Origin of the sequence: Cupriavidus nantongensis (assembly GCF_001598055.1) — a bacterium.
Classification (GTDB): domain Bacteria; phylum Pseudomonadota; class Gammaproteobacteria; order Burkholderiales; family Burkholderiaceae; genus Cupriavidus; species Cupriavidus nantongensis.
Genome location: NZ_CP014844.1, coordinates 2,465,625 through 2,483,682, shown reverse-complemented (window position 1 = coordinate 2,483,682; position 18,058 = coordinate 2,465,625). Strand labels below are relative to the sequence as shown.

Annotated in this window: 19 protein-coding genes; 7 read left to right on the top strand and 12 right to left on the bottom strand. The window is 59.4% G+C overall.

Going from position 1 to position 18,058, the window contains the following annotated elements; translation table 11 throughout:
- Window positions 1-70: 70 nt before the first annotated feature.
- From A2G96_RS11520 to A2G96_RS11510, 4 genes are read right to left on the bottom strand one after another with little or no spacing between them, the layout of a single operon-like run.
- Window positions 71-802: a hypothetical protein gene (locus tag A2G96_RS11520; RefSeq protein WP_066735637.1), complete on the bottom strand. Its 732-nt coding sequence runs from the start codon at window positions 800-802 to the stop codon at window positions 71-73.
- 47 nt (window positions 803-849) lie between these two features.
- A complete protein-coding gene (locus A2G96_RS33240) occupies window positions 850-1,485 on the bottom strand; it encodes a hypothetical protein (protein ID WP_043355296.1) in 636 nt (211 codons plus the stop codon).
- 29 nt (window positions 1,486-1,514) lie between these two features.
- Window positions 1,515-1,838: a hypothetical protein gene (locus tag A2G96_RS11515; protein WP_066735635.1), complete on the bottom strand. Its 324-nt coding sequence runs from the start codon at window positions 1,836-1,838 to the stop codon at window positions 1,515-1,517.
- 5 nt (window positions 1,839-1,843) lie between these two features.
- Window positions 1,844-2,374, bottom strand: a complete 531-nt coding sequence (locus A2G96_RS11510) for an HAD domain-containing protein (RefSeq protein ID WP_043355300.1) — start codon at window positions 2,372-2,374, stop codon at window positions 1,844-1,846.
- A 330-nt stretch (window positions 2,375-2,704) separates the two neighbouring features.
- Between A2G96_RS11510 and A2G96_RS11505 the strand changes: the two genes are divergently transcribed.
- Complete coding sequence (locus A2G96_RS11505) at window positions 2,705-2,968, top strand: helix-turn-helix domain-containing protein (protein WP_043355301.1); 264 nt, start codon at window positions 2,705-2,707, stop codon at window positions 2,966-2,968.
- Between the two features lie 25 nt (window positions 2,969-2,993).
- Here the strand turns inward: A2G96_RS11505 and A2G96_RS34395 are convergent, their stop codons facing one another.
- Together A2G96_RS34395 and A2G96_RS11500 are read right to left on the bottom strand one after the other, a co-directional pair.
- Window positions 2,994-3,134: an H-NS family nucleoid-associated regulatory protein gene (locus A2G96_RS34395; RefSeq protein ID WP_370459387.1), complete on the bottom strand. Its 141-nt coding sequence runs from the start codon at window positions 3,132-3,134 to the stop codon at window positions 2,994-2,996.
- Between the two features lie 120 nt (window positions 3,135-3,254).
- Entirely contained in the window at window positions 3,255-4,286 is a 1,032-nt protein-coding gene (locus tag A2G96_RS11500; protein ID WP_043358190.1) for a DNA-binding protein, read from the bottom strand.
- Window positions 4,287-4,812: 526 nt separating this feature from the next.
- On the opposite strand from A2G96_RS11500, the gene A2G96_RS11495 reads away from it, so the two are divergent.
- Window positions 4,813-6,039, top strand: coding sequence for a tyrosine-type recombinase/integrase (locus A2G96_RS11495; RefSeq protein ID WP_043355303.1), 1,227 nt, complete (start codon window positions 4,813-4,815; stop codon window positions 6,037-6,039).
- 88 nt (window positions 6,040-6,127) lie between these two features.
- On the opposite strand, the gene A2G96_RS11490 is transcribed toward A2G96_RS11495, so the two are convergent.
- The 3 genes from A2G96_RS11490 to A2G96_RS11480 all read right to left on the bottom strand — a co-directional run bounded on the left by A2G96_RS11490 (window position 6,128) and on the right by A2G96_RS11480 (window position 8,299).
- Window positions 6,128-6,463, bottom strand: a complete 336-nt coding sequence (locus A2G96_RS11490) for a helix-turn-helix domain-containing protein (RefSeq protein ID WP_043355318.1) — start codon at window positions 6,461-6,463, stop codon at window positions 6,128-6,130.
- 461 nt (window positions 6,464-6,924) lie between these two features.
- Window positions 6,925-7,332 carry a DUF4345 domain-containing protein gene (locus tag A2G96_RS11485; RefSeq protein ID WP_043355321.1) on the bottom strand — a complete coding sequence of 136 codons (408 nt, stop codon included), beginning with the start codon at window positions 7,330-7,332 and terminating at the stop codon, window positions 6,925-6,927.
- Window positions 7,333-7,342: 10 nt separating this feature from the next.
- Window positions 7,343-8,299 carry a sterol desaturase family protein gene (locus A2G96_RS11480; RefSeq protein WP_313817267.1) on the bottom strand — a complete coding sequence of 319 codons (957 nt, stop codon included), beginning with the start codon at window positions 8,297-8,299 and terminating at the stop codon, window positions 7,343-7,345.
- 124 nt (window positions 8,300-8,423) lie between these two features.
- Here A2G96_RS11480 and A2G96_RS11475 point away from each other — a divergent pair, with 124 nt between their 5' ends.
- A complete protein-coding gene (locus A2G96_RS11475; RefSeq protein ID WP_043355323.1) occupies window positions 8,424-9,422 on the top strand; it encodes an AraC family transcriptional regulator in 999 nt (332 codons plus the stop codon).
- 230 nt (window positions 9,423-9,652) lie between these two features.
- Here A2G96_RS11475 and A2G96_RS11470 read toward each other — a convergent pair whose 3' ends face one another.
- The 3 genes from A2G96_RS11470 to A2G96_RS11460 form a co-directional block, all read right to left on the bottom strand.
- Window positions 9,653-9,991 carry an EthD domain-containing protein gene (locus A2G96_RS11470; protein WP_052495067.1) on the bottom strand — a complete coding sequence of 113 codons (339 nt, stop codon included), beginning with the start codon at window positions 9,989-9,991 and terminating at the stop codon, window positions 9,653-9,655.
- Window positions 9,992-10,318: 327 nt separating this feature from the next.
- The gene (locus A2G96_RS11465) at window positions 10,319-11,944 is read right to left on the bottom strand and encodes a GMC family oxidoreductase (protein ID WP_196765235.1); all 1,626 of its coding nucleotides are present in this window, start codon (window positions 11,942-11,944) and stop codon (window positions 10,319-10,321) included.
- Window positions 11,937-13,313 (bottom strand): MFS transporter, encoded by a 1,377-nt coding sequence (locus A2G96_RS11460; RefSeq protein ID WP_063778466.1) that lies wholly within the window; start codon window positions 13,311-13,313, stop codon window positions 11,937-11,939. Before A2G96_RS11460 ends, A2G96_RS11465 begins: the two co-directional genes overlap by 8 nt.
- 1,035 nt (window positions 13,314-14,348) lie before the next feature.
- Here A2G96_RS11460 and A2G96_RS11455 point away from each other — a divergent pair.
- The 4 genes from A2G96_RS11455 to A2G96_RS11440 are packed head-to-tail and all read left to right on the top strand — an operon-like array spanning window position 14,349 to window position 18,056.
- A complete protein-coding gene (locus A2G96_RS11455) occupies window positions 14,349-15,638 on the top strand; it encodes a cytochrome P450 (protein WP_197672290.1) in 1,290 nt (429 codons plus the stop codon).
- Window positions 15,639-15,662: 24 nt separating this feature from the next.
- Complete coding sequence (locus tag A2G96_RS11450) at window positions 15,663-15,860, top strand: ferredoxin (RefSeq protein ID WP_062802147.1); 198 nt, start codon at window positions 15,663-15,665, stop codon at window positions 15,858-15,860.
- On the top strand, window positions 15,857-17,056 hold the full coding sequence (locus tag A2G96_RS11445; protein WP_082818913.1) for an NAD(P)/FAD-dependent oxidoreductase: 1,200 nt from the start codon (window positions 15,857-15,859) through the stop codon (window positions 17,054-17,056). Before A2G96_RS11450 ends, A2G96_RS11445 begins: the two co-directional genes overlap by 4 nt.
- A 31-nt stretch (window positions 17,057-17,087) precedes the next feature.
- Window positions 17,088-18,056, top strand: a complete 969-nt coding sequence (locus tag A2G96_RS11440; RefSeq protein WP_062799334.1) for a Bug family tripartite tricarboxylate transporter substrate binding protein — start codon at window positions 17,088-17,090, stop codon at window positions 18,054-18,056.
- The last annotated feature ends 2 nt before the right edge of the window (window positions 18,057-18,058 follow it).

Sequence of the window (18,058 nt, the reverse complement as noted above, 5' to 3'; positions counted from 1 at the left end):
GCGGCATTTGACGTCGGTGAAGGGCGCCTCCTACGGCCGTTCTCGTCAGTCCACAGCGCTGCCTCGAACTCTAATGGATGGCCTCGGCACGCAGCAGCTTCCACGTGCCAATTTGGTGGTCGAATACGGCCCCATCGGGAGCCACCGCAGATCGCACATCCCAAAATTGATACCGGTCTGCCTTCCCGCCGATGGCGATAGTTTGTCCGCGGGCAATGCTCGCGCCCTTCACCAACAAATGCCGGGTAATGATTCCGACAACATTCGCACAGTTTGGGATTTCGGCCGGGGCACTGACTTCCTTCATCCCAAAATTATGCATACCGCAACTATAGGCACCGCTGCCGGCCCCATCGACCGTCACGACAAACGCCCGAAGAATCCCATCGACGCCCTCGCTCGCGAAGTCCAGCCATTTTTGCGGCGTATGGGCAATGCCGACGTGCTCGACGAGCACACCCAGCGCCCCAGCTTGAACCACAGCGCTTGCCGCAGCCATCAGATGCATCATCCGATGCAAACTGCCCCCCGCGCCCTTGATAATGACGCACGACGCGTGCTGCCTCACTGCACGCATCTCGCTGGTGTCGTGCCAGTGCAGACCAAAACACCAAAAATCCAGCACGGTATTCCTACGACGTCCTTTCCGAAACTCGATGAGGACGCTCTCCCCCGTGTGCAAATCCGTGAGCATGCCGTCAACAAGACGATACTTTGGCGCTTGAGAACTTAGCGCGGATAGAAATTCGGCACGGGAGACCCACGCGCCCGGAAGGGAAAGAACAACGAGAGAGTTTTGCATCGGACGGCTACATGAAAGTTGTCGAAGCGGCGGCGGAGCGATGCTCGTCACATACCAACTTCGATTTGATCTAATCGACAAAGCAAGGCGTCGGTTAGCCAGGACAGGAAAGCGCACCATCCGCCGTGTGAGAGACCCTGGCCGTCAGGCGTATCGATCAGCCACCCCGACGACTGGCCCGGCGCGCAATCGAGTTGCCACCGTAGCCATCGACGGAGAGGCACCGTGAACTCCGACGGCACGTCGTCAAGGCGGATGTATTCTTCGGGTTCAGATTTGATGGTTTGCAGTCCGCCCGGCAACCAATTCGCCAATGCGCAGTGTCGTTGCGCTGGTGTCGACGTTCGTTCCTCCCTCGGAGGATCTTCGTAACCTACGGTCACCGCCGTCACGCAATCTTCGCAACTGAGCGCACCATCATTCTTTGCGCGTTGGATGTTGCGCAGAATCTCCTGCGTGCGAAGAAACTGGCGCTCGGAAATCTCCCGGGTCGCCCGGAGCCGGCGATTCGCCCGGTACAACGTTTCCAGCGGGTAGCGTTGGGCGAGTTGGACCACATCAAACAGGGTCGGACGCGCGAGGATGATAGGGATTTCCGCCGGGGTGCCGCGCAGTTTGGGGTTGGACCATAGGTGTGCACCCGCGCGAAACGCCAGGTCTCGGAATACAAATTTTTCAGCCATGGTACCCCTCCCAGCAACTCGAAACCGTCTTAGATCGACTCGCGCGATAGCACGGTGCCCTGCGGCACGTCCTCCGAACGATGCATCGTGCGCTTAACCGGTGCCACGACGCTAAGCGCCATGCCGACCAATTGCATTGGGCGAACGAGGTCCCGTTCCACATTGTCTAGCGATGCGATGGTCCGGAACGTTGTGCGCGGCCCCGGGCCCCGCGCATCGAACTCGTCCATGACGATTCGGTAGGCACCGGTCACCAGCGAATCGCCCGCGATGTTCTCGATCTCAAGCTGCCCAAGTGTTCGGCGGCAGTCTTCCTGTCCGTCTGGAATGAGTTCCACGGTCACGCGTAGCATGGTGTTCACTTCCCGCTGAGCGTGCTTGCGGCCATCCCCTGCAGTCGCTGGGTCAGGTCGCACCGTGTCGACGCGCTCGCAAGCCCCAGCGCCCCATCCGTCTCGACCAAGTGGTCGCGCAGCGCGACGGGCCAGCCCTCGCTGTCGTCGTCGATGGCCAGCCAATGTTCGGCCCGCAGCCCAGATCGCGCAACGTATCGCGCGATCTGGGCATACCGCGTGAGTTCGCTGAACCAGCTCGCGTCGATGCGGTGCGCACCCTCATGGTGTCGCGCCATGGCCGAATGCCAAGTAGCGCCGATCACGCGCGCCTGCAACGCAGCGGGCAGATAGGCTTGGGTTCGGCTGAAGCTCTTGAGCACGCGCACCCACGACGTGGAGAGAACAATCTGGACCTGGGGATAGGGGGCGAGAGCTTCCACGAGAATCGGCGCCCACATGAACAGCGAGCCTGCCGCACGCAATTGAGGCCGGCCATTGACCAGATAGGCCGCATCGGGGTGCAGAACACCGTCGTAGTCCAGAAACAAAATCATCGTGCATCGTGTCGTTGCGCTGACGCAGGGCAATGCGTAGCCGCTCGTGCCTGCCGCCCCAGATCCGCCGTTCGGCGGCAGGCCCTCTCGGTGCTATGCGCGCGGGGCGGCGATCGGTGTGCGCAGCAGTGTGACGCCGCGCGAAGCCCTTGGTTAAGGGCCGCTGCAAAGGCGGCATTGTGTCTCAACGACTACAGAATGAGAAGACCTTGACGCAAGAATATGTTCGGAAAGCCTTGTCTTTCATGGAAACGGCGAGCTTATATAGCAGGAAAATATTGTGACTCAACGACCACTGACAGATAAGGGAACGGTCCGCAATATGGACGCATGTCCCGTGTCCATCAGCCCTCCGCTCGTGAATTGCTCGCCCTGAATATTCGGCGACTGCGCGCGGCCTATGCATGGACGCAGGAAGATCTGGCCTGGCAAGCGGACATGGACCGTTCGTTTCTGGCACACGTCGAAAGGGCGGCCCGCAATTTGTCGATCGACGTCATTGAACGGCTGGCGCTCGCCCTGGAAGTCCCGGTCGCGGAACTGTTTCGCGTGCCAGACGTGACGCCCCCGCGCAAGCGCGCCCCGCGTCATTGAGCCAGGGGCGTTTGGCGCAGATTCCTCAGTCGATCTGAAAGAATTCCGGCTGCTGTCCGGCGTTGATGGCCCGCTGAAACCAGTCGGGACGCTCCCCTCGCCCATCCCAGGTTTGCCCCTCGGCATTTTGCGGTAGCGTGGCCGTGCCGCTGTGGGCGCGAAACAGCCGGCCGCCAATAAATCGGCCAGTGTCAGGCCCGATTGCGCCATCTTGATACGCACCCAGCGAATGGCGTCGGCGCGGGCAATCTCATGGGGCGCGTGCATGGGCGGTGGCTCGAAGCGGTTAGGCGGCGGCCTTGCGCCGTGCCCCGGATCGCACCTTGGCGCCGTCGCGCCAATTGCCCAGCAACTCGCGCGACAGGTCCCGTTCAGTCTCGGCACGCTCGGCCCGCCGGGTCATTTCTGCCAAGGCCTCCTGGGCGGCACCCAGTTGTTGCTGTCCGCTCTCCTGCGCGTCCTGCAGCGCCGCGCAACGTACCTGCGCCGCCTGCGCCTGGGCTTGCCAACTACCCAGCGCTTCGGCCGCGGCCACCGCTTCCTGCCGCTGCATGTCGCGCAAGCGATCCACCTCCACCCGCGCCGCATCGAGTCCCCGGTCACTCTGGCGCCGCGCCGTGCGTTCCTGGTCCAATTCCAGTTGGGCACGCCGCACGGCAGCGTCCCCGCGCGCCTCCATCGCTTCGAGTTGCTCGCGCATGCGCTCCAGCTCCGCCAGGAAATCACTGCGCGCGGCGCCCGCCTGCTCGCGCGCCGCCAGCAGTTCGCTCTGCAAGGCCTCCCGGTGCGTCGATGCGGCTGCTTCGGCGCCGCGCGCCTGCGCCACCTGCTCCTGCAACTGGCGGCATTCAGCCCGCAACGCCTCGCGCTCGCGCTCGAGCGCGGTGAGCGCGGCTTGAGCGTCGGCGAAAGCCATCTGCGCGGCATCCCGCTCGGCCGCGACGACTTGCTCCTGCGCCTCTATGTCTTGGCGCGTCGCGGCGAGTTCGGCCAAGACGGCTTCGCCGGCGGCGCGCCAGATGGTCTGGACGGCGTCGGCAGCCACCTGCTTCAGGCTGTCGGGGAGATCGGGATGGTCAATCGTGACCCGCGAACGGGCGCGCAGGTCTTGCCAGAACTGCTGCAGCGCCTGGGCCGGCGTGCCCATGCTGCCCTTGCGCACCAGTTGATAGAGCTTGTTGGTGGTGGGCGTGATGCCGTAGCGAAAGAACAGCAGCCCGCACACCTCGCGGTAGAGCGTGCGCGTGTCGGCGTGAAGGTGCCGCAACTGCTCGACCTCGGCTTCGAGGCGAAGGGGATCTACAGCGTCTGGCGTCATGGTCGAGCACCTTTTTGGACATTCAGAGTTAAATATTACTACGTAATACGTAGTGGATAACAAGATTCGTGTAAAAGTTTAGACATAAGTACGCTTATGTCTATAATATTGGCTCGAATCGCCTCCCCACGCTGCCCCTGTCGGTATGCATAAATTTGTGCCCTCTTTTTGCAGAATTTTGTTCCCGACCCCCATGGGCACGCCTGGCTGGCGCGCTGGAGCGCACGCACCGGCGGCAGGCGCGGCGTGACTCGGCTAGCTTGCGTGGCACGCCTGACGGCGAACGTCATCGCTTTGCGCAGCTGAATCCCGTCCATCGGATCGCCCCGCGCCGTCGGCGGGGTGAAGGCTGACGACGGACCGATGCGTTGGGGGAAGGTACAAAATTGCTTCAAGTGTCGGCTGGGGGAACAATTTCTTGCAGCGTTTCTCGACGCAATATTGTTACCATCGCCCTGCAATCGGCTTGCTGGCGTGCGACCAGCGGGAACAAATTTGTGCAAACCGACGCTTAGGCCGATACACCATGGAACTGCTCCCGATTAAACCTTTGGATGGCCTGGCCGCCCCGCTTCCCACCCCGCTGGAGCGCCTGCGCCTGACCCCGGCGCTGTCCGGCGCGGCCGGCAGCAACCGCGCGCCCGCCAGCGCCACGCGGATCGCCGCGGCCGACGACCTGGCCGCCGTCACCGCCTGGCTCGCGCGCTATGCCGACAGCACCGCGACGCTCACCACTTATCGCCGCGAGGTGGAGCGGCTGATCCTGTGGACCGTGCTCCAGGTGGGCAAGCCCTTGTCCTCGCTGACGCACGAAGACCTGCTCGCCTACGAGCGCTTCCTCGCCGATCCGCAACCCGCCGCGCGCTGGGTGCTGGCCGGCAGCAAGAAGCTTGCACGCGGCCACCCCGACTGGCGCCCGTTTGCCGGGCCGCTGTCGCCGTCCAGCGTGCGCCACGCGATGGTGATCCTGAACGCGCTGTTCGCCTGGCTGACCGAGGCGGGCTACCTGGCCGGCAACCCGCTTGCCCTCGCCCGCCGCCGGCGCGCCCCCACCCGAGCGCGCATCACCCGCTATCTGAGCCACGACCTGTGGGAAACGGTCAAAGACACCGTCGCGGCCATGCCGACCGAGACCGCGCGGGAACGCCGGCACGCCGCGCGCTGCCGGTGGGTGCTGACCGTGCTCTATCTGGGCGGCCTGCGCGCCTCCGAGCTGACGGCGACCCCCATGGGCGCGTTCTTCTGCCGGCGCGATGGCCAGGGCATCGAGCGCTGGTGGCTCGAGGTGACCGGCAAAGGCAACAAGACCCGGCTGGTGCCGGCGACCGACGAACTGATTGCCGAACTCGCGCGCTACCGTCGCGCCCACGACCTGCCGCCTACCCCGCAGTTCGGGGAGACGCGGCCACTGGTGCTGCCGGTGATTGGCAGAGAGGGTGGCGAGAAACCCCTGTCACGCGGCGCGCTGCACCTGATCCTGAAAGAGGTGTTTGGCATGGCCGCGGAGCGCCTGCGGGCGCGCGGGCCCGAGTGGGGGGCGCAGGCCGCGGTGCTGGCCAGCGCCTCGGCCCACTGGCTGCGCCACACCGCCGGCTCGCATATGACCGACCAGCAGGTCGACCTGCGTTATGTGCGCGACAACTTTGGGCACAGCTCGCTGTCGACGACGAGCGGCTATCTGCACAGCGAAGAGGATGCGCGGCACGAGGCCACGCAGGAGCGGCACCGCATCGGATGGATCAGGAAAGCATAAGGCGCGTCAGCACACCAAGCGAAGTGCATTTCCGCACCGATCTGGGATCGCATCAGAGATTGATGCCCAGCCTGATCGCAGGCCTCTACTACTCTTCCAGCCAGGCGTGCTGTCGCCTGGCCGCGTCCTCGCCGATCTTGGCCGTATGGGCCGCTGCCTGTTCAAGCCAAGGCGCATGCGCCCTGGGAACGACCAGCATCGCCAAACCCAGTCCGTCCAACGCACGCAGGGCGTGCTCGAGATTGACGCCCTTGCCGTTCTCGAGCTTGGACAGCATGCCGACCGAGACCCCGCAATGTCTTGCCGCCTGGTCAATGGGCATCCTTTTCCCTGCCCGCGTTGCTCGAATGCGGTCGCCCAGTTGGTGAATGGTGCGAATCGTCGCACGCGACGGTGGCTTCGGATCAGGTAGTGGTCGTGGCATGGAGGTCGTTCTTGCAAAAGGAACACCAGCGTGGAGAGCGGTTTTCTGTGTTGTTTCACTATCGTGAAATTATACTCTCACAATGGCGGCCGGATGCCGGCAAAGATCTGCGCCTGCTAATAAGCACTTCGCAGAGGGTGGCAATTGCAGACACGGCATCGAAAGACCCCAGAAGAGACCGAACACTACGGTCCTGGACGCAACCTCCGTAGTCTCTACTGGGGCCAGGCCCCAACACCTTGACTGCTCTCGGGAGAGCTAGCGTTCTCTTCGCTGCGTCGGACCCGTCGCGATGAAAGGATGCTTAGAAAGCGGTGAAGCCCGTCAACGCGGATATCTCGCGCGTTGTCCGCAAGACCGGTATCAGGACAGGTGGAGGTTGATCGGTGCGAGTTTAACTTGATAGGACTGGGTGAACGATGACCTCATGTCCACGCGTCGCGGGCGCTCAAAGTGAGCGCTCATCTCATGGAAGAGCGCGCATCATGTTTGTTGAGGAAGCACAACAGCGCTAGGCCGGTGAATGCCGCTGCTGCTTCGATTCCAAGCAACATTCGAACGAGATCATTTGGCCACCCGTCAGCGGAAATGCTGACCAGCCGCCCGAGCACCAGGCCGCTGGTGAACACGACGTTGATCCACATCGAGGGCTTTCGCCACGCCTTCGAGAGTAGACCCAGGGCCAGCAACAGACTGATACCGAGATGCATGCCACCGTAGTTGGCACGGATCTCATTGAAGGCATTCACCGAATGGGGTTGCATATCGAGGCCCGCCATTGCCGTAGCGGGGTCGTGAAACGTATGCAAGCCAATTAGCAGGAAAGCCAGTGCCGAAACGGCCAGGTATATTTGAGAGAGGCGATGCATGAGTTGGCTCTCAGGTAGCGGACGTTGACGGAGTGGGTGTCGACTCACTGCCGGTCGGCTCGTTCCTGTCCACCGTCCATGTGTGGATGGGTTCATGACCACGGCGCACCCATTCCGGCGGCCGCCACAGGTGTTGCAGTCGCTGCCACACGGGCCCCGGTGACATCACGTCACGCCACATGTCGACAAACTCGTGGAGATTCAGCACCAGGATATTGTAGGACTTAATCTGTTGGGTGATGCCGTATTGCACCGTCTCCCGTTCTTCTTCGAAAGTGCCAAACATGCGATCGAAAATGATCAACATGCCACCGTAGTTCTTGTCGATATATTGGTCGTTTCGGCCATGATGGGCACGGTGATGGGACGGTGTATTGAAGATGTACTCAATCCAGCCAGGAAGGCGGCGGATCAGTTCGGTATGAATGAAATACTGATAGGACAGATTCACGGCCAGGATGAGTGCGACTGCGGCCGGCGGCACACCGAGGAGCACGGGAGGAAGGAAAAAGATGAAACTCCCAGCGACCACATTGAGCATCGATTGTCGTGCCGCCGTAGTGAAGTTCATGTTCTCGCCGGTATGATGAACGACGTGCGCCGCCCAAAACCAGCGGATTCGATGGCTGGCGCGATGAAACCAGTAGTAGCAGAACTCGACCGACAGAATGATTGGGAGAATGGTCCAACCGTCCACCGGGATATCAAACAAACGTTTTGAATATACCCACGCATAGATGGATCCTGTCACAAGAGCCACTCCCAGGGGCTCCATGATCTGGTAAGTGGTGCCCAATGCGATGTTCGCCCACACCTCTTTCCAGTTCAGTGTCGATTCGGCTCTACGCCTTCGATTGATCAGGGTCTCGAGACTGAATGCAATGATGAAGAGAGGAACCATGCTGAGCATGAACGCCTGCTTCCAATCCACGGACTTCCCAAATATGGAATGCAGCCAGTTCATCATATCGGACGGCAATTTAGACTCCTGTTCGCTTGGCTTGCCGACAGTTTGATCAAACTGGTGACCCTCCGCATTGACAGTCCTCGACACTTTCTTGACACTTCGCGACATTGTTCATTGTCATCCCATGTCCGCGCCCACCGCTTACTACGCCAGCACCTACGTGAACCTGCTTTTCGACTACTTGCAGGACCAAGGGCTGGATGCCGTGCATGTGCTGGGGGAATCCAGCCCTAATTGCCAGGAAGTGCGACTCTACGCGCTCGATCACTGGCGGCGTTTGCTTGAGCGTGCCGCCGAGGTTTGCAATGATCCGCTCCTCGGATTGCACGTTGGCCAGCGCATTGCGCCTGCGCATCTCGGCGTGCTTGGATACGCACTTGGGGCTTGCCCTGACGTCGGGGCTGTCTTGCAACGCTGGCAACAGTACGACCGTGTGGTTGCAAACGTTACGCCGGCGGAGCTAAGAACCGAAGGTAAGTCCGTCGTGATGACGTGGCCCCGTTCGACGGAACCAACGGGGCCGCTCGTTGACGAAACGGCCTTGGCTGCGATGACCCGTTTCACGCGAGCCATGACAGATGGTGATGTGAGGCTGGAGGAGGTGTGCTTTGTTAACGCAACACCTCAAGACACCACCCCTTATCTTGCATACTTCGGCTGCCCGGTGAAGTTCGACCAACCGGAGACGAGTCTGCGCTTCCCCGTCGACCTTTTGCAGGCGCCTCTGCGTCAACCTGATGAAGCGCTACTGCGAATCATGGAGCTTCAGGTACAGGCTCTGCTGGGTGCCATGCCGAAGATGGATGACATGGAACATGCCATCAGGCAAGCGGTAGCCGGGCTCGCGCGTCAAGGCGAAGTGAGCCTTGAAACAGTGGCTTCCTCCATGCACATGACCCCCCGCACGTTGCAGCGGCGACTCGACAAACTGGGTCTGAAATTTCGCGAGCTACGTGACGACACGAGACGCCGGATTGCAGAGAATTACCTAAAAGATCCACGGCTTTCGCTCGCTGAGGTGGCCTGGATACTTGGGTACTCGGAGCACAGTGCATTTACTCGCGCATTCCGGAGATGGACATCGCAGAGCCCGCAAGCCTGGCGCCGCGAAATGGATGCGTGATCCGCTACGGGCAACAGCGCAGTCGCCCATGTGATTGCAGCGCTGAAGGTTTTAGGCTGGCCTCCTCGGCCCAAGTCCCAAGCTCTCGCACCGGGTTGCATGGCCTTCCATCGCCGCTACGGCGGAGTAAGCGACCCGCCCTGGCCCGTCGCCTCACGTGGCGGAGAAGCTGTTGAGCTTCTACCCGACTCATCTTTGAGACGACGGGAAAGCAGGTACTTCCATGCCGTCTACTTACTGCGAATCACCTCGGTGATTGGCTCGAAATAGCAACCATATTTGACATCGCCCACCGTGTCACTCATTTGCATCTCCGCTGTGTTGACGCGAGCCTGGATCCCATCTGTGACGACCTGCGGGTCAGCGGCCTCGCAGTTATAGAGTGCCAGGTACTGCCACGGATGAGGCCCCGCTTTTCGCTGCTGCTCCGTGCGACTGAAGCGCTGTGCGCTCACCACGCCCGGTACGCGCAACACGTCTGGAAGGTGCTGCTCGGTATACCAGCGATTGAACTCTTCTTCACGCCCCGGAACCGCGTTCGTGAGTACCAGATAGGTGAACTTGACCATTCTTATCTCCTTAAGGTTATTGAAGTACAGGGAATGTCCAGCGGCCGATGCCCTGTGACGCGCCCGTGATGGGTATGTGTTGACTGGCGAGTCCCTTGTTCACGTGGTCCTCTTTGCTGGAACCCGCGCTTTGGCATTCCGGCGGTTTCGGCGCTTGAGAGAAAGGGTGTGGCCCAACGCTTCCATCAAACGACGCAAGCCCGTAGACGTTCCCATTCGATGCTGGGAAATCTATGCTGCAACCTTTCGTCCCCGTGTAAGGGGACAACCGGGAAGAAGGCGACGGAGCAAGCTCGAAACGCCAGTGAACAGAGTTCTCCGAAAACTTCAACGAGCGGATGTGCGTGAATTTCGTATCAAGTCTGCGGCCTTCTCTGCCATGGCCATAATGGGAAGGTTCGTGTTCCCACTGATGATCGTTGGCATCACAGATCCATCAATTACTCTCAAGTTCTCAACCCCGCGCACTTTCAACTCCTCGTCAACAACAGCGTTGTCGTCGACTCCCATGCGACACGTGCCAACCGGGTGATAGATGGTTTCCGCATGCGAGCGTATCCATGCCTTACGGGCTGCACCGGTGGAGAAAGCATCGATGTCGAGCCTTCGTTTGATGTACTTCCGGAGCGCCGGCTGGTCGACAATCTCGCACGTGCGTTCCACGCCGCGCACCAAACTCTCCAGGTCAGACTCGTCTGAGAGGAAGCGAGGGTCGATTCGGGGAGAATCGGACGGATCTGAAGAACGCAGTCGCAGCACGCCTCTACTTTTTGGACGCAGCTGGCATACGCGGACTGCAAATCCGTGGGGAACTTTTTCGTTAGGCGGTGGATTGCGCAGCGCAATGATCAGATGGGCCTGCCACTCAGGCAGATCCGGATTTCTGTCGGAGTTGTAAAATGCTCCTGCCTCAACGCCTTGAGAGGAAGCCGGCCCGCCTCCTGAAAGAAGATAGCGAGCTCCTGCCATTCCGCCTCTTACCAGGCCGATATAGGGCGTGAGCGTATTGGGCTGCGACGCTTCTAAGCGAATCGCGCAATCAAGATGGTCCTGAAGGTTCTCACCGACGCCTTGCAGATCGACCACGGGAGCGATACCAATCGACTGCAGATGTTTGGCCGGTCCGATCCCCGAAAGCATCAGGAGTTGCGGTGAGGCAATGGCCCCTGCTGTCAGAATCACTTCGCGGTCCGCGCGAAGCTCCACCTCCTCCCATCCATCCTCAATCACTACGCCTTGCGCTCGCTTTCCGGCAAGGAGAATCCTGCGGACTTTACAGTTCGCCATCAATGTCAGATTGGATCGGTTACCTGCTCGATCCAGGTAACGATAAGCACCGGATCGCTTTCCCTCGGCAATCGTAAGCTCGTAGAATCCTGCGCCTACCTGCGACGCCCCATTGAATCCGTTGTTCTCCGGCATACCGGCCGATACTGCGCTCTCTATGAACGCAGTCGATATGGCGTTTTGCTGCGTGCCGTATGACAGGCGAATCGGACCCGCGTACCCGCGATCGTCATTCCTCGCCTTCGTTACCAGTGATGCATCCTCAATCTTTCGAAAGTACGGACGAAGGGATTCATAGTCCCAGCCCGACAGGCCCTGAGATGCCCAGTTGTCGTAATCGGATCGGTTCCCCCGGATAGCAATCATGGAATTGATCGAGGATGAACCGCCCACCACCTTGCCCCGGGGTATATAAATATTCCGATTGTCCAGTTGTGTCTGGGGCTCCGTCCAATAGCGCCAGTTGAATTTTTGGCTCTTATAGAGAACCCGGATCCCTGCCGGCATCTGAACAAAGATGGATGACGCGGGAGCGCCCGCCTCTATCAGCAGTACCTTGACGCTGGGATCTTCACTCAGCCGAGAAGCGAGAACACACCCTGCCGAGCCGGCGCCGATAACAATGTAGTCGTATGTAGCGGTTTTCATAATCAGGAGATCACTCAACGCGAGCCGATGCCTTGAGCGCCATGCGCACGCGGCGAATGTGCTCGTCCGACTGTCCGAGCTCATCAATCGGTACTCGTGACGTTTCAGGAGACGCCAAGATGGCAAAAATAGACAACACTGCGCCCCCCATCATGAAATAGGCGGGTGATGAAGGGTTTCCGGTCAGCTTCGTCAGAGAAGCGCTGATTAAAGGAGCGGTGCCGCCAAATAGCACCATGGCCACGTTGTAGCCTACCGACATGGCGCTGTAGCGTGTGCGTGTCGGAAACAACTCCGTCATCATGCAGAACGGCGCGCTGCCATACATCCCCATCAATACCCCGACGCTAGCCATCGTGGCAATTACCACCTCTGGTGTCGAGCCCACGACGATCCGGAACAAAGGAAGCGCAACGACGAGGTATGCCAATGCCGCCGTAAAGGCGACGGGTCGTCGACCCACGCGGTCGGATAGCGCTGCAGCGAATGGGATCACAATCACTGAACCCAGAAAGGCCAGGCCGGACGCCGCTAGAGCTTGCCCGCTACTCAACCGTCCAGTTGACACGAGATAAGACGGGAGATACGCCAGGATCAAGTAGTAAGGGATGCCGTGTGAGATCGCTACGCCAAGACATTTGACAATGCTTCGCCAGTCGTCACGAAGGGCTTCGCGCAATGGTGCTTGTGCCGCGCCCTCGCGTTCCAAGTGCAACCGGAATGCCGGTGTTTCCTCGATGCGCAGCCGCAGCCAGAACGCACCCAACCCAATCGGACCAGCGATCAGGAAGGGCAATCGCCAGGCCCATGCCTCAACTGCCGTCTGACCAAAAATGCTGGTGATCGCCAGAACAAGACCGGATCCGCTCAACGCACCAATTCCAGCCGACATACCGAAGAACCCGATCACAACGCCACGCCGGCGTGTCGGGGCGTACTCGGCAAGGAATGCGAGTGCTCCACCTGCTTCGCCTCCCGCGGAAAATCCCTGAATCATGCGTAGGGCTACCAGCAGCAAAGGAGCGGCGATGCCAATCGCCTCGTATCCCGGTAGGACACCGACCAACCCCGTCGAAACGCTGATCAAACCAACGACAATCGCGAGCGTATCGCGCCGTCCAAGCCGGTCTCCCAGCGATCCAAAAAACAGAGCGCCGAGTGGTCGGGTAACGAATGCGACGGAGAATGCCGCGAAAGCCGCTATCAGGCTAACGATCGGGTCGCTGCTTGGGAAGAACACCTTCGCCAGGGTGGCGGAAAGATAGCCATACAACGAGTAGTCAAACCACTCCAGCATGTTTCCCACGGCGGCACCGGAGATCGGCTTGAGAACATCCCGGACCCGCTGGGGGGTGGGGGTCGAACCTCTTCGGGGATGATGTTGCATTGATTTTGTCTCCACTTCTATAAGCAATGTTTGAAAAACCGAAGCGCGCTTACTCTTATTTGTGGTAAATATTAGGTAGCCTACCTATTACAATCAAATAGGCGTTTACCCTCCCATCAACGAAGTCAGGTGGCTGATTTTGAGCCGCAAATGACACTTTTACGCTTTATCTTGACAGACCATCGTGGCGACCTACGCTCTATGTAATCGATTGCATCGTGGAATGGGCTATGCGCCGATGCGAACGAGTGTTGAAAGACCTGCTTTTTTCTTGCGGTGGCCCCCCTAACTAAAGTCGATCACCCCGGAGGTAGCTATGTCACTGATGGCAGCGGTACGCGAGGCGTTCAATCAATGGGAGCGCTTTCGATTCATGTCGATGTTCGAGTACCTCAGTGCCGAGTTAGGGGAGAGCTGGAGCCTATTTATTTGATTTGTAGGCTGCCAAAGCGAGGTCGCTTCGGCTTTCTCGCTTGCCTTCTTGCACCGGCTTCACTGTCCCCCCGCGCCTCTTTAACAACGCGTCGTGAGGCTGCCCCCTTGGTCAGCGAGTGGTGGCGATCGCGCACTTCTAACCCCACGTCCATGCGGGTGTTTTTTCACGCCTATGCATAGGTAAGAACCGAAGCCCTGCGATCCCGACCTTACGGAAGGTCCCGGCGTCAAAGGTGGCCTCCAGCAGGTCCCAAGCGGGCCTCCGGCCGCGCCTCACTCGGTACCGACCTCTGTCGTCAGCCAGCCCGGCCGGACCGCATATCTACCCTGGGACGAGCTATAACAACCAGAAGGCAAACAGTCCTCGCGCATACCCAGTGGGTCACCGGCGGCATATCTTGACCACTGAAATCGGCGGTCGCCCGCCTTCAGGCCAACTGGGCTCCCCCAGTCTAGCCACGCCCTCCTCTCCCACCCCTGGTCCCGCTCGAGATTTGTGACGCGAGGTCAATCCTCTGCACCGATTAGGGTAAACCCCTTTTGCATATAGTAGGTAGGCTACCTAATATGTACTCACAATTTCCCATCGGAGACATATTCATGACCGCCCCCCAAACCCCCACGCAGTCGACTGGCTGCCCGTTTCACGCGGCCTCACCTGCGCAGTCCACGTGTCCGATGCACGCTGGCGGGGACAGCGGGATCCCCGACTTTCCGCCCGAACGGGTCGATCCTTTGTCGCCGCCGCCGGTGTACTTCCAGATGCAGCAAGGAAGCGGCTTGGGGCAAGCTAGGCTCTGGGACGGAAAGATCGCCTGGCTGATTACGCGCTATGACGACGTCCGCTCGGTCCTGTCTGACCCTCGCTTTAGTTCTGACATTACGAATCCCGGCTATCCCACTGTCAGTGCTGCAATGAAAGTTGCCCGGGGTAGTAACAGGACCTTCATCACCATGGATGCTCCCAAGCATGCAGAGCATCGGCGCATGCTGACAGGTGAATTCTCGATCCGCAAAATCGAGGCCCTACGCCCACGGATTCAGGCGATCGTAGACAAGCTGCTGGACAACTTCGCAACAAAGCCTCAACCCTCCGACCTGGTTAGCGCCTTTACGTTGGCCACGCCGGCATTGGTGATCTCAGAATTGCTTGGCGTTCCGTACGAAGACCATGACTTCTTTCAGGAACTGGCGATGGTCCTGACGTCGAGTAGTGCGACGCTTGAGGAGGCCATCGCTGCAAATCATGAGTTGTGCGAGGTGTACCTGAAGGACCTGGTGGCGAAGAGATCGGAGAACCCCGGGGAAGATATCCTCAGCCGCCTCATCGTCAATCACGTACGAAAGGGCGATATCACCGAAACGGACGTTGTTTCCCTTGCAAGGCTCTTGCTGATCGCCGGCCACGAGACCACGGCGAATACGACCGCAATGGGAGTGCTTTTCCTCCTGCAACGACCGGATATCTGGAATGAGCTTCGACAAGACACAAGCCTCGTTCCAAACGCGGTGGAAGAAATTCTGCGCTACCTGGATGTCACACATTCAGGAAAGCGTCGTGTCGCCACCGAGGACATTGTCGTGAACGGACAAATGATCCAGGCGGGCGACCCCGTTGTAGTGCTGAGTGTCTCGGCCAATCGCGACAGCTCGAAATTTGAAGATCCGAATGTGTTCGACCTTCGCCGAGATTCAAGGACGCAGGTCTCGTTCGGATACGGCCCGCATCAGTGCATCGGTCAACCCCTCGCACGGCTCGAAATGCAGATCATGTTCACCGCCTTGCTGGAGCGGTTTCCGAACCTCGAGCTTGCTGTTCCCGTGGAAAACCTTGATTTCAAGGGCGATTCACTCATGTATGGCGTCAAGGAACTCCCTGTTCGCTGGTAATCCACCACTTAAATGATACGCATCATGAAAATCACGATCTACCCCGAAAAGTGCTGCGGTTCTGGTCAATGTGTCGTCAACGCGCCGGATCTGTTCGACCAAAAGGAGGATGGCATCGTCATTCTCTTGAACGCAGAGCCGTCGGCTGACCAATTCGAATCAGCACGCTTGGCTGCTGGCATCTGCCCAGCGCTCGCCATCGAGATTCACGAGGATCAATGATGAACTCCCCCGAGCACATCGTCGTTGTCGGCGCCTCGGCCGCCGGCATCACGGCAGCACGAGCGCTGCGCGCACAGGGCTGGGGAGGGCGGCTCACGCTGATCGGAAAGGAAGGCGGCATGCCTTATGACCGCCCTCCTCTTTCAAAGAGGCTGATGGCAGGAGAATGTCCGGTAGAGGCGCTCAACTTTGTGTCCGAGGACGGCATGAAGGCGCTGAACCTGCACTACCTGGACGGGACATCGGCCACCGCCCTCGATACGAACGCCAGTTCGCTGCAACTCAGCAACGGCTCTACACTTCAATATGATCGCTTGCTGATCGCCACGGGCGCGGACGCTCGAGTGATTCCCAACCTCAACCAGGCGGCGAACTGCTACAGCCTGCGCAACTTAAACGACGCGCTGGCGATTCGGGAGCATCTGACTGCCGGAAAGCGAGTGCTAGTAGTCGGCGCGGGCTTCATCGGCACAGAGTTAGCGGCGATTGCAAAGACCAGCGGCTGTGAGGTGACCGTCATCGACAAGTCGAAAGTTCCTCTCGGGGCGAGAGTCGGGGATATCGTTGGGAAGCGGATCGAAAAAATCCATGAAGCCAACGGCGTGGTTTTCCACAACGACTGCGAACTCAGGGAGGTGAAATGGCGTGACCGCACCATTACCGAAGTCCGCTTGGACACTGGGGCTGTGATCACTTGCGACGTAATTGTTGTGGCTATCGGCGCAGTTCCCAGCGTGCAGTGGTGCAGCGGATTAAACATCCGCAGCGGCGTAGTCTGCAATGAATACTGTGAAGCAGCCCCGAACGTGTATGCCGCCGGCGATGCTGCAGAGTGGTTTCACAAAGGCTACGGCGAGCACATGCGCATTGAACACCGGACGAATGCAAGCGAACAGGCGATGGCCGCGGCAAAGAACATGCTCGGCTCTCGCGTTGAATACGCTCCGCTTCCGTTTTTCTGGTCGGATCAGTACCAGGTCCAAATCCAAAGCTACGGACGCATCGGCCCGCAATACACCGTTGAAGTTGTCGAAGGGGATCCACTGAAAGACGACTCCTGCATCTTTCGCTACTACAAGGGAGACGTTTTGATGGGCGTTCTTAGTTGGAACGCCAGTAGAAAAGCGCGTGAGTACATCAAGCCGTTGAAGGAGGAGTGGACGAAGAACCACGCTCCAGCTGCGGTAGCAGGTTGAGACTGTATTTCATAATAAATGAGGAGACAACATGACAAAACCCGCTTCGGCTATCCGCAGAGCAGTCCTACTCTGCTCCCTGGCCCTGCCCTCCATCCTGTACGGCCAGCAACCTGACCGGTTGCCGGTCCGGCTCTTTGTTGGCTACGGACCGGGCGGTGGCACCGACGTAGTTGCACGCGCAGTTGGCGAAGAGCTGGCGAAAATCTGGAATCGGCCTGTAATCGTCGAAAATCGGCCCGGCGCAAACGGGGCGATCGCCAGCAAGGCTGTCGCGCGAGCTGAACCGGACGGTTCGACCTTTCTGGTCATGCCCCCGACAACGTTGATCATCGACGCATACTTGCGCCCCACTGTTGCTGTCGATCCCACCAAGGAACTCACTCTTGTGAGCGGGCTGGCCGCAACCCCACTCGTTGTGGTGACCCCGGCTTCCGCGCCATACAACAACCTCGCTGACCTCATTAAGGCAGCTCGTGCGGCCAACGGGAAGTTCACGTACGGATGGGCCAACTTGGGCATGCGTGTCGGTATGGAGGAATTCGCGCAAAAGACCGGAATAAAGATGACCCCAGTCGGCTACAAGAGTGCTGGGCAAAGTGTCCCAGCTATCGTCTCAGGTGAGATCGATATGCTCATGATCGATATGGCACCGATCGCGCAACTCGTTAAGGCAGGAAAAGTGAAGGCCCTTGCCGTGTCGACGCCAGAACGCTCGCCTATGCTGCCAAACGTCCCTACATTCAAGGAAGCGGGGATTGACGTCCAGCTTACGGGAACCATCGCCCTGTATGCGCCTGCCAAGATGCCCCAGAACGCAATCAAAAAAATGCAGAGCGATGTCGCTACGATTTTGAAGAACGGCGAGCTTCGCACGCGGATGCAAGGCACTGGAATGGAAGTCATTACGCAGTCCCCGGAGGATTTCGAGGGCTACCTTAAGCAGCGCAAGAAGAGCATTGATGCAGTAATTAAGGTCGGTGATTTTAAGCTCGAATAGAT

Coding starts and splice junctions, on each gene's coding strand:
- A2G96_RS11520 (WP_066735637.1), bottom strand. CDS start 802: ATGCAAAACTCTCTCGTTGTTCTTTCCCTTCCGGGCGCGTGGGTCTCC.
- A2G96_RS33240 (WP_043355296.1), bottom strand. CDS start 1,485: ATGGCTGAAAAATTTGTATTCCGAGACCTGGCGTTTCGCGCGGGTGCA.
- A2G96_RS11515 (WP_066735635.1), bottom strand. CDS start 1,838: ATGCTACGCGTGACCGTGGAACTCATTCCAGACGGACAGGAAGACTGC.
- A2G96_RS11510 (WP_043355300.1), bottom strand. CDS start 2,374: ATGATTTTGTTTCTGGACTACGACGGTGTTCTGCACCCCGATGCGGCC.
- A2G96_RS11505 (WP_043355301.1), top strand. CDS start 2,705: ATGTCCCGTGTCCATCAGCCCTCCGCTCGTGAATTGCTCGCCCTGAAT.
- A2G96_RS11500 (WP_043358190.1), bottom strand. CDS start 4,286: ATGACGCCAGACGCTGTAGATCCCCTTCGCCTCGAAGCCGAGGTCGAG.
- A2G96_RS11495 (WP_043355303.1), top strand. CDS start 4,813: ATGGAACTGCTCCCGATTAAACCTTTGGATGGCCTGGCCGCCCCGCTT.
- A2G96_RS11490 (WP_043355318.1), bottom strand. CDS start 6,463: ATGCCACGACCACTACCTGATCCGAAGCCACCGTCGCGTGCGACGATT.
- A2G96_RS11485 (WP_043355321.1), bottom strand. CDS start 7,332: ATGCATCGCCTCTCTCAAATATACCTGGCCGTTTCGGCACTGGCTTTC.
- A2G96_RS11480 (WP_313817267.1), bottom strand. CDS start 8,299: ATGATGAACTGGCTGCATTCCATATTTGGGAAGTCCGTGGATTGGAAG.
- A2G96_RS11475 (WP_043355323.1), top strand. CDS start 8,424: ATGTCCGCGCCCACCGCTTACTACGCCAGCACCTACGTGAACCTGCTT.
- A2G96_RS11470 (WP_052495067.1), bottom strand. CDS start 9,991: ATGGTCAAGTTCACCTATCTGGTACTCACGAACGCGGTTCCGGGGCGT.
- A2G96_RS11460 (WP_063778466.1), bottom strand. CDS start 13,313: ATGCAACATCATCCCCGAAGAGGTTCGACCCCCACCCCCCAGCGGGTC.
- A2G96_RS11455 (WP_197672290.1), top strand. CDS start 14,349: ATGACCGCCCCCCAAACCCCCACGCAGTCGACTGGCTGCCCGTTTCAC.
- A2G96_RS11450 (WP_062802147.1), top strand. CDS start 15,663: ATGAAAATCACGATCTACCCCGAAAAGTGCTGCGGTTCTGGTCAATGT.
- A2G96_RS11445 (WP_082818913.1), top strand. CDS start 15,857: ATGATGAACTCCCCCGAGCACATCGTCGTTGTCGGCGCCTCGGCCGCC.
- A2G96_RS11440 (WP_062799334.1), top strand. CDS start 17,088: ATGACAAAACCCGCTTCGGCTATCCGCAGAGCAGTCCTACTCTGCTCC.